Below are 11,334 nucleotides of genomic sequence, written 5' to 3'. Positions count from 1 at the left end.
CCTTCTGGCGAAGTGATAATTAAACGATCCTTACTCTTGGTTGGATTACCAAAGCTAATAACACCAGACTCTTCTGCAAGAATTGAATGATCTTTCGCTTTACGTGCCTCAAACAAGTCAGCAACACGTGGTAGACCACCTGTAATATCACTGGTCTTAGACTGATCTTTTGGAATTTTAGCCAAAACTTCACCCGCAGCAATTACTTGGTTATCTTCAAGGTTAATCTTAACCATTGATGGCAAGTAATGCGTTGACAATACAACGTCAGAATCACTTTCTTCAACCATCTTAATCATTGGCTTAAGACCTTTCGCTGCCGCAGATCTTTCTGCTTCATCGATCATCTCAAAGAATGTTAAGCCAGTTAGAGGATCAGTATTTCTATTAACAGTAATACCTTCTTCAAAATCTACAAAGTTAACACGGCCTGATTGCTCAGTAATGATTGGATGCGTATGCGGATCCCAGTCAGCAATTTTCTCTTTAGCTTTAACTTCGCCACCTTCCTGTACATGAACAATTGCACCGTATGGAATCTTATAGCGCTCAACATCTTGACCTTTGGTATTTCTAATAGTCACTTCAGCAGAACGGGAAACAACGACTAAATCATTGTTATCATTTTCGATAGACTTAAGATTTTCAAAGTGTGCCGTACCATCAACATTAATATTAATACTACTTATTGCTGTTGAGGCTGATGCTGCACCACCAATATGGAAGGTACGCATAGTAAGCTGTGTTCCTGGCTCACCAATTGATTGAGCAGCAATAACACCAACTGCCTCACCCACACCAATCTTATGGCCACGAGCCATGTCGTTACCATAACAACTTGCACACACACCGTAGCGAGTATCACAAGTAATCGCAGAACGAACCTTAATAGATTCAACACCCAACTCATTCACCTTTTCAGAATCATCTAGTGATACTAAGTGACCTTTTGGCATCAATACATCGTAAGTATCTGGAATCAATACATCTTCAGCAACAACACGACCTAATACGGCAGCACCTAGCGTTTGAACAATATTACCACCGTCAATAACTGCTTTCATAATCATGCCGTTTTCAGTGCCACAATCATCTTCAGTAATGACTAAATCTTGTCCAACATCCACTAAACGACGCGTTAAGTAACCCGAGTTAGCGGTTTTAAGTGCGGTATCCGCAAGACCTTTACGAGCACCGTGTGTTGAAATAAAGTATTGCATGTTATTCAAACCTTCACGGAAGTTTGAAGTAATTGGGGTTTCAATAATTGAGCCATCTGGCTTAGCCATTAGACCACGCATACCTGCTAACTGACGCATTTGTGCTGGAGAACCACGAGCACCAGAATCAGCCATCATATAAACAGAGTTAAATGATGCTAGTTTTTCTGTCTTGCCATCCTTGGTTTCAAACTCATCAAAGCCAATTTCATCCATCATCGCTTTAGCAACTGTTTCAGAAGTGCGTGACCAAATATCAATTACTTTATTGTAACGCTCGCCATCGGTTACAACACCTTTAGAGAACTGATCTTGAATATCTTTAACTTGAGCCTCTGCTTCTTCAATCATGCCAGCTTTAGTATCTGGAATGGTCATGTCATTAGAACAGAATGAAATACCTGATTTAGTTGAATACTGGAAACCCATGTACATCATTTGATCAGCAAACATAACCGTTTCTTTTAACTCTTGTGTGCGGTAACAAACATGAATTAAGTGAGAAACAACTTTCTTAGAAATTGCTTGATTGATCAAATCAAAAGATAGACCATTTGGCAATATTCTTGAGAAAATTGCACGACCAACAGTTGTATCTACGATACGTTTCGCGCTTGGTTCAAATTTACCTGCGTCATTTTTAACGTAGTCCTGAATTCTTAACTTGATCTGTGCATGCAAGGTGGTGTGACCAGCCTCATACGCATTAAGCGCTTCAGCTGGAGAGGTAAATACCATGCCTTCACCTTTTTGATTGATCATGTCACGAGTCATGTAATACAAGCCCAAAATTACGTCCTGAGAAGGAACAATAATCGGCTCACCACTCGCAAGGTGTAATACGTTGTTTGAGGCCAACATTAATGTTCTTGCCTCAAGTTGCGCCTCTTCAGATAATGGTACGTGTACCGCCATCTGGTCACCATCAAAGTCAGCGTTAAATGCACCACAAACTAATGGGTGTAATTGAATTGCCTTACCTTCAATTAATAGTGGCTCAAATGCTTGAATACCTAAACGGTGCAAAGTTGGCGCACGGTTTAGCATGACTGGATGCTGATGCACTACTTTTTCTAGCACATCCCAAACTTCTGGAGTCTCAGCTTCAACCATTTTTTTAGCTGCCTTGATCGTAGAAGCTAAACCTTTAGATATAAGACGATTATAAATAAAAGGCTTGAATAATTCTAATGCCATTTTCTTAGGTAAGCCACACTGATGTAACTTAAGGTATGGACCACAAACAATAACAGAACGTCCTGAATAGTCAACTCGCTTACCCAGTAAGTTTTGACGGAAACGACCTTGCTTACCCTTAATCATGTCTGAAATTGACTTAAGCGGACGACGGTTATTACCCATGACTGCACGACCACGACGACCATTATCAATTAATGAGTCTACCGCTTCTTGCAACATACGCTTTTCGTTACGCACAATAATCTCTGGCGCATCAAGCTCTAATAAACGCGCTAAACGGTTGTTACGGTTAATAACGCGACGATAAAGGTCGTTTAAATCAGATGTCGCAAAACGACCACCATCTAACGGCACTAATGGGCGCAGATCTGGCGGAAGAATTGGCAATACTTTTAGAATCATCCATTCTGGCTTATTGCCTGATTGAATTAAAGAATCGATTAATTTAAGACGCTTATTGTATTTCTTAAGTTTTGTTTGAGACTTGGTGTTTAAGCTATCTTCACGCAAATTAGCTGCTTCTTTTTCAAGCTGCATTTCCGCTAAAACATCTTGGATTGCTTCCGCACCCATTTTCGCTTCAAACTCGTCGTCACCAAATTCATCTAATGCATCAAAATACATTTCTTCTGTTAATAGCTGCTTATGTACCAATGATGTAGAGCCAGGATCAGTTACTAAAAATGCTTCAAAATATAAAACACGCTCAATATCCTTAAGCGTCATGTCCATTAACAAACCTAGACGAGACGGTAATGATTTAAGGTACCAAATATGTGCAACCGGTGCTGCTAATTCGATATGACCCATACGCTCACGACGAACCTTAGAGAATGTCACTTCAACGCCACACTTCTCACAAACAACGTTACGGAACTTCATGCGCTTGTATTTACCACACAAACACTCGAAATCTTTCATTGGTCCAAATACTTTTGCACAAAATAAACCTTCACGCTCTGGCTTAAAAGTACGGTAATTAATAGTTTCAGGTTTTTTAACCTCACCATATGACCATGAACGAATCTTCTCAGGAGAAGCTAGACCAACTCTAATGGCATCAAAATCTTGCTCTTTGTTTTCTTGCTTTAATATCGTTAATAAATCTTTCACTTTACTCTCCTAATTAGTATTGTTCCAACTCGACATCAATACCTAATGATCTGATCTCTTTAATAAGTACGTTAAATGACTCTGGCATTACTGACTCTGTTAGATTCTTACCATCGACAATACTCTTGTACATCTTCGCACGACCAGCAACATCGTCTGATTTAACCGTTAACATTTCGCGCAATGTATGCGCTGCACCGTAGGCCTCTAATGCCCATACTTCCATCTCACCGAAACGCTGACCACCAAACTGTGCTTTACCACTTAATGGTTGTTGTGTTACTAATGAGTAAGGACCTGTTGAACGTGCATGCATCTTATCGTCAACTAAGTGATTAAGTTTCAACATGTGCATATAACCAACTGTAACTGGACGATCAAACGCATCGCCCGTACGGCCATCATATAATTGCTCTTGTCCAGATTCTGGCAAGTCTGCTAATTTAAGTAGTGACTTAATATCTGCTTCTTTAATACCATCAAATACTGGTGTTGCCATTGGCACACCGCCTCTTAGGTTTCTAGCTAATTCGATGATTTCTTCATCACTAAAACTAGCTAAGTCTTCTTGTTTGCCGTAAGAGTTGTAAACCTTGTCAAGGAATGCTCTAATTTCAGTCACCATTTCAGTGCGCTTTTCATCAAGCATTGCTGCAATCTTAAAGCCCAAACCTTTAGCAGCATAACCTAAATGAACCTCAAGCACCTGTCCAACATTCATTCGAGATGGTACACCCAGTGGGTTAAGCACCACATCAACGGTTGATCCGTCAGCTAAGTAAGGCATATCTTCTACTGGAGAAACACGTGAGATAACACCTTTGTTACCGTGACGTCCCGCCATCTTATCACCAACTTGAAGGGTCTTACGCGTTGCCACGTAAACTTTAACCATCTTCATCACACCTGGTGGTAATTCAGCACCTTCGTTAATCTTAGCTTTTTCTTCTTCGAAGAATTTATCAAACTCAACTTGCTTGGCTTTTGCTTGTTTAACCAATGCAGCCACTTCCTTATTGACAGCCGCATCTTCAACCTTAATCTTAGCAATTTCTTTATTTTCAAGCTTTTTCATCAGCTTAGCATTTAGCTTTTCGCCCGCTTTAATATCGCCAACCGCTTTAGTAATTACATTACCAGAAAGCTTTAAGCGAACACGACGGAAAATATCACCGTCAATAATGCCGAATTCGTCATCGATATCTTTCTTAATTTTCTCTAGTCGATCAGCATCAATGCTTAACGCTCTAGAATCTTTTTCTACACGATCACGAGTAAAGACTTGAACATCAATAACTACACCCGACTTAGAAGCACCAATGCGTAATGATGAATCCTTCACATTATTGGCTTTTTCACCAAAAATGGCGCGTAATAATTTTTCTTCTGGCGATAATACTGTTTCACTCTTAGGTGTTACTTTACCAACAAGAATATCACCACCCTTAACACGAGCACCCACATAGACCACACCAACTTCATCTAACTTAGCTAATGCTGATTCGCTTACATTTGGAATATCCGCTGTAATTTCCTCAGGACCTAGTTTAGTATCACGTGAATACGCAGTTAATTCTTCAATGTGAATGGTTGTATAACGATCGTCTTTAACCACTTTTTCAGAAATTAAAATAGAATCTTCAAAGTTGTAACCATTCCACGGCATGAAGGCGATCTTCATGTTTTGACCCAATGCCAGCTCACCTAGATCTGTTGAAGGACCATCAGCCAGTACGTCATCTTGGGCAATCTTATCGCCAACATTAACTAATGGCTTTTGGTTAATACATGTGTTTTGGTTAGAACGTGAGTACTTAGTTAAGTTGTAAATATCAACACCTAACTCACCTGCTTTTGCTTGCTTAGAATCAACACGAATAACAATACGTGATGCATCAACTGCCTCAACTACACCTGCGTGCTTAGCAGTAACACAAACTCGAGAATCTGTTGCCACAACACGCTCAATACCTGTGCCTACTAGAGGCTTTTCAGCGCGTAAAGTTGGTACCGCTTGACGTTGCATGTTTGATCCCATCAATGCACGGTTCGCATCGTCATGCTCAAGGAATGGAATTAATGATGCTGCTACTGATGAAATTTGCTTAGAGTCAATATCAATCAGTGTTACTTCGTTTGAATCAACTAATACAAATTCATTTTTATGACGACAAGAAATTAAGTCATCAATCAATTGACCTTTTTCATTAACACCTGCATTTGCTTGCGCAATGGTGTGTGATATTTCATCAATTGCTGAAACATAGATAATTTCATCAGTCACTTTGCCATTTTTAACAACTTGATAAGGTGTTTCTAAGAAGCCATAATCATTGGTTTTTGCATACACAGCCAGTGTGTTAATCAAGCCAATGTTTGGACCTTCAGGTGTTTCAATTGGACACAAACGACCATAGTGTGACGGGTGTACGTCACGCACTTCAAAACCAGCACGTTCACGCGTTAAGCCACCAGGACCTAATGCTGAGATACGGCGCTTATGTGTTACACCTGATAATGGATTTACTTGATCCATAAACTGCGACAGTTGTGAAGATCCAAAGAATTCTCTTACCGAAGCTGATACTGGCTTAGAGTTGATTAAGTCTTGTGGTGTTAGCTCATCTGTTTCAGCAAGGTTAAGCCCCTCTTTAACAGCCTTTTCAACACGCACTAAACCAATGCGGAATTGGTTTTCAATCATTTCACCGATCGCTCTAACACGACGATTTGCAAGGGTATCAACATCATCAACTGAATCGTTACCGTCTTTAATGTTAATCAACAACTTAATGACATTTAAAATGTCGTCGTTAGTTAATACATGCTCACCCGTTTCAGACTCAATGCCTAGACGACGATTAAGCTTCATACGACCAACTTTTGATAAGTCGTAACGATCATTCTTAAAGAATAAGTTGTTAAATAATAGGTTAACCGCATCTTCAGTAGCTGGCTCACCTGGGCGCATTACATGATAAATACTCATGCGCGCTTCGATTTCAGTTTCAGTTTCGTCTAAACGTAAAGTATCTGAAATGTAAGCGCCTGTTTCAGATTCATTAATGTATAAAACATCAAGCTTTTTAATTTTGTTAGATATCAGCATCTCTAAAACATCTTCAGAGATCACGGTATTAGTGGCAATTAAAATTTCACCCGTTTCTTTATCAATAATGTCATTTGAGATAACTTTATCAATCAATGATTCAAGTGGTGCAGAAATTGCTTTAACGCCAGCTGCATCTAACTGCTTAATGTGTTTAGCAGTAATACGTCGGCCTTTTTCAACCACAATATCTTTACCCGCTAACAAATCAAACTCAGCAATCGTACCACGTAAGCGTGAAGGTTTGATGCCTAAATCACAAGACTTAGCCTTCATCTTAACGGATGATGACTCAAAGAAAGTGTTTAAAATTTCACTGCTAGACAAGCCCATTGCGCGCAACAAAGTTGTTACTGGCAATTTACGACGACGATCAATTCGAACATATAAATGCTCATGATGGTCAAATTCAAAATCTAACCATGAGCCACGGTATGGAATTACACGTGATGAGAATAAGATTTTGCCAGATGAGTGAGTTTTACCCTTATCGTGCTCAAAGATCACACCTGGTGATCTGTGTAATTGAGACACCACTACACGCTCAGTACCGTTAATAACAAACGTACCTGTATCAGTCATTAATGGCAACTGACCTAAATAAACATCCTCTTCAATAATTTGCTTAACTTTACGCTTCTTTTTAAGCGTAGAGCCATTTTTATCGAACAATACCAGGTTAAGTTTAACGCGCAATGTAGAAGCAAACGTTACACCACGTAACTTACACTCTTCTACGTTAAACTTAGGCTCTTGTAATTCATAATCAACATACTCAATTTCGGCATAGCCGTTAACTGCAGTAATAGGAAAAACAGATTGAAACACTGCATGTAAACCAACATCTTCTTTGGTTTTACTGCCGGCTTGAATGAAGCCGTTAAAAGAATCAATTTGAATAGCTAGTAAATCTGGTTCAGTCAAAATTGATGATCTTGAGCCAAAGTTGTTTCTAATTCGCTTTTTTTCCGTAAATGAATAAGCCATGAATACCTCGTATTAGTCGTTCTAATTTGGTTAAGAAGTTATTAGCTTCTTAAATTAAATCCAACCTATTTTAAAAATAGGTTGAAATATGCACCCAATAAAGTGTGCAAATGCAATAAACACCAAAATCCCCTAGTGGGGATTTTGGGTTTTTACGAAAACTTATTACTTAAGTTCTACGCTAGCACCAGCCTCTTCAAGCTGCTTTTGAATATCTTCAGCTTCAGCTTTAGTTGCGCCTTCTTTGATTGCTGCAGGTGCAGATTCAACCATGTCCTTCGCTTCCTTAAGACCTAAGCCAGTGATACCACGTACTGCTTTAATAACAGCAACTTTCTTTTCACCGAATGATGTCATTACAACGTCAAACTCGTCTTTCTCAGCTGCCGCTTCACCAGCATCGCCAGCGCCTGCTGCAGGTGCTGCTGCTACTGCTGCTGCACTTACACCGAACTTCTCTTCCATTGCAGAAACTAATTCAACAACGTCCATTACAGACATGTCTGCAATTGCATTTAAAATATCTTCATTTGATAATGCCATGATATTTACTCCTTTTTTATATTATTTATTGATTATTTTTGTTGCGCTACTGCTGACACGACGCGAGTTACTTTAGTTGGAACTTCGTTTAAAGTTCTAGCTAGTTTCTCAACTGGTGCTAACATTAATGCCATAACTGTACTAATTGCTTGATCTTTAGTTGGAAGGTCTGCAATACGCTTAAGCTGATCTGCATCTACAAATTCGCCTGAAACGCCCAAACCTTTAACGACTAAATCTTCATTTTCTTTAACGAAATCATTGAAGACACGTGCAACTGCGCCTGGATCTTGTTGAGAAAATCCAAGAATTACCGGGCCACTTAGCATCGGTAACACACATTCACATGTTGTTTCGTTAAGTGCTAATTTAGCCAATGAGTTCTTTACAACACGTAAAGAAACATTTGCATCCAATGCACTTGCACGAAGCATAGTCATTTGTTCAACTGTCAATCCGCGATACTCAGCTACGCCAACAGAAATTGCACTATCAGCTAGTGAATTTACTTGTTCGACAACAACTTTTTTTGCTTCAAGATTTAGAGCCATTTGCCTCTCCTGAACAGTTTAAAAAAGAAAGCTATATTTTATAACTTTCGCCATAGAGCACTTACGCACCCTCTACATGGGCTGATTGTGTTACCAATCATTTAGATGAAAACTCCAGGAGGAGAAATCACACCCATGGTCTTTGAGGAACATAAGGCATACACCCTACGACCCAAAGAATTTATTATCTTGAACTTATTACAGATCAAGCGTGCTTAAATCAACAGCGACACCTGCGCCCATTGTTGATGAAACACTTAATTTTTTAAAGTAAACACCTTTTGCAGAACTTGGCTTGGCTTTTTTAAGCGCTTCCATTAATGCTGCAATGTTTTCTGCTAATGCTTTAACATCAAATGATGCTTTACCAATACCAGCATGAACGATAGCTGCCTTGTCAGTACGGTAACGAACTTGTCCAGCTTTGGCATTATTAACTGCAGTTGCCACATCTGGTGTTACAGTACCCACTTTAGGGTTAGGCATTAAGCCACGAGGACCTAATACTTGACCTAAACGACCAACAACACCCATAGCATCTGGAGAGGCGATAACAACATCATAATCAAGATCGCCGTCTTGCATTGACTTCATTAAATCTTCCATGCCAACTACATCAGCGCCAGCTTCTTGTGCTTTTGCTACGTTGTCACCTTGAGTAAACACAGCAACACGTACTGTCTTACCTGTGCCATTTGGTAGTACTACCGCACCACGCACGTTCTGGTCAGATTTCTTAGAATCCACACCAAGATTAACACTTACATCAATGGATTCATCAAACTTTGCGGTTGCGCATTCTTTAATTAATGCCAATGCATCTTCGATTGCATAACGCTTCCCGATTTCAACTTTTGCAGCAATGTCTTTTTGTTTTTTAGTTAAGTTAGCCATTTGATCAACCCTCCACTTCAATGCCCATTGAACGGGCAGTACCAGCAATAATAGTGACAGCAGCGTCCATGTCGTTTGCATTAAGATCTTTCATCTTAATAGTTGCAACTTCTTCCAACTGAGCACGAGTAATTTTTCCAACTTTGTCTGTATGTGGAACACCCGAACCTTTAGCGATACCAGTTACCTTGAGAATTAATAATGCCGCTGGTGGTGTTTTAGTAATAAATGTAAAACTACGATCACTATAAACGGTAATAATTACCGGAACCTTCATGCCTTTATCAATTTCTTGAGTTTTAGCATTAAACGCCTTACAAAATTCCATGATGTTAACACCATGCTGACCTAATGCAGGACCAACTGGTGGTGACGGATTAGCTTCTTGTGCAGGCACTTGAAGCTTAATGTATGATTCAATTTTCTTAGCCATTCTATCTTCCTTGAGGGGTTACCTCGTGTGGGTACAAGCGCCGATTAGGCTCCCCGTTTAAAAAGCGACATTAGGTCGCTATCGTTATGTTTTTTCTACTTGCGAGAATTCCAATTCAACCGTTGTTGTACGACCAAAGATCAATACTTCAACTGTTAAGATACTCTTGTCATAATTAACCGCTTGAATAGTGCCGTTAAATTCATTAAATGGCCCATCAATAACCAAAATTTCTTCACCAGGCTGGTAAGCAACTTTAGGTTTTGGCTTATCAGCGCCTTCTTGAACGCGAGCCATGATACGATCCACTTCACGAGCAGTAATTGGTGAAGGCTTGCCAGAAGAGCCACCAATAAAGTCAATGACATTATTGGTATTTTTAACCAATAACCAACTTGGCTCTGTTAGCTCCATGTTAACCAACATGTAACCCGGGAAGAACTTACGCTCGGCTGTTTTCTTTTGACCGTCTTTAAGTTCTACCACTTGTTCAGTTGGCACCATTACCTCACCAAAAGAATCTTCAAGACCCTCTCTAGCGATCGCATCTTCGATTGCTGTTTTTACCTTTGCTTCATAACCACTTCTGGCGTGAAGTACGTACCATCTTTTAGACATCTAAAACTCTCTTAATTGGTTAATAATTGAACGATCCACGAAAAGAACGCATCAACTATCCACAAGAATATAGCAACAATAATGACCGCAACCATAATCATGCCAGTGGTCTTCACTGTTTCATTACGCGTTGGCCATACAACCTTTCGCAATTCAATCTTGGTTTCTTTAGCAAAAATTGCTAAACGGTTACCTTGTGGTGTTTTGAAAAAAACCAATCCGGCAACAACCAAACCCACTAACAAAACTAATACTTTGTATAAGGTTGTGATCAAGCCTAATGGATCTAAATAAAACACGACCAAAGAAGCGATCACAATTAGGATTGATAAGTACATTCCTAGTGATGATTCTTTAGTTTGTTTTTCTACAGTTTTACTCAAAATACACCTTTAATGTGGCAGGCGAGGAGGGACTCGAACCCCCAACCAACGGTTTTGGAAACCGCCACTCTACCAATTGAGCCACTCGCCTATAAACTTTAAAGGCTCGGACAAATGCCCGAGCCAATTTTATTGGGTTTTTTCTTTCGCTTTACGCTTAAGAATTAATCCGTAACTTTAGCAACAACGCCCGCACCTACTGTACGACCACCTTCTCTAATTGCGAATCTTAAACCGTCTTCCATAGCAATTGGTGAAAGCAACTCTACTTGCATCTTCACGT

At 39.7% G+C, this 11,334-nt stretch carries 8 protein-coding genes, 1 tRNA gene and 1 pseudogene; all 10 read right to left on the bottom strand.

All coding sequences use genetic code 11. The features are described from left to right. Window positions 1–3,533, bottom strand: a 3,533-nt coding sequence (gene rpoC / locus PSN35_RS03880) for a DNA-directed RNA polymerase subunit beta' (RefSeq protein ID WP_300029723.1), incomplete at its 3' end; no start/stop codon positions are given. A gap of 13 nt (window positions 3,534–3,546) precedes the next feature. Then, entirely contained in the window at window positions 3,547–7,629 is a 4,083-nt protein-coding gene (rpoB, locus tag PSN35_RS03875) for a DNA-directed RNA polymerase subunit beta (RefSeq protein WP_300029720.1), read from the bottom strand. A 165-nt stretch (window positions 7,630–7,794) separates the two neighbouring features. After that, window positions 7,795–8,172 (bottom strand): 50S ribosomal protein L7/L12, encoded by a 378-nt coding sequence (gene rplL / locus PSN35_RS03870; protein ID WP_300029717.1) that lies wholly within the window; start codon window positions 8,170–8,172, stop codon window positions 7,795–7,797. 32 nt (window positions 8,173–8,204) lie between these two features. Beyond that, the gene (rplJ, locus tag PSN35_RS03865) at window positions 8,205–8,723 is read right to left on the bottom strand and encodes a 50S ribosomal protein L10 (protein WP_300029715.1); all 519 of its coding nucleotides are present in this window, start codon (window positions 8,721–8,723) and stop codon (window positions 8,205–8,207) included. A gap of 198 nt (window positions 8,724–8,921) precedes the next feature. After that, on the bottom strand, window positions 8,922–9,617 hold the full coding sequence (gene rplA, locus PSN35_RS03860) for a 50S ribosomal protein L1 (RefSeq protein ID WP_300029712.1): 696 nt from the start codon (window positions 9,615–9,617) through the stop codon (window positions 8,922–8,924). Window positions 9,618–9,621: 4 nt separating this feature from the next. Further along, on the bottom strand, window positions 9,622–10,050 hold the full coding sequence (gene rplK / locus PSN35_RS03855) for a 50S ribosomal protein L11 (protein ID WP_300029709.1): 429 nt from the start codon (window positions 10,048–10,050) through the stop codon (window positions 9,622–9,624). An 84-nt stretch (window positions 10,051–10,134) separates the two neighbouring features. Continuing rightward, the gene (nusG, locus tag PSN35_RS03850; RefSeq protein ID WP_300029706.1) at window positions 10,135–10,668 is read right to left on the bottom strand and encodes a transcription termination/antitermination protein NusG; all 534 of its coding nucleotides are present in this window, start codon (window positions 10,666–10,668) and stop codon (window positions 10,135–10,137) included. Window positions 10,669–10,679: 11 nt separating this feature from the next. After that, complete coding sequence (gene secE, locus PSN35_RS03845; RefSeq protein ID WP_300029702.1) at window positions 10,680–11,051, bottom strand: preprotein translocase subunit SecE; 372 nt, start codon at window positions 11,049–11,051, stop codon at window positions 10,680–10,682. 15 nt (window positions 11,052–11,066) lie between these two features. Then, a tRNA-Trp gene (locus tag PSN35_RS03840) sits at window positions 11,067–11,142 on the bottom strand. A 73-nt stretch (window positions 11,143–11,215) separates the two neighbouring features. Beyond that, a pseudogene (locus PSN35_RS03835) lies at window positions 11,216–11,334 on the bottom strand (elongation factor Tu); the annotation flags it as partial.

The organism is Candidatus Thioglobus sp., assembly GCF_028599055.1.
Taxonomy (GTDB): domain Bacteria; phylum Pseudomonadota; class Gammaproteobacteria; order PS1; family Pseudothioglobaceae; genus Thioglobus_A.
Note: the sequence above shows the minus strand (reverse complement) of the source record. Positions and strands in the feature narration are given on the sequence as shown.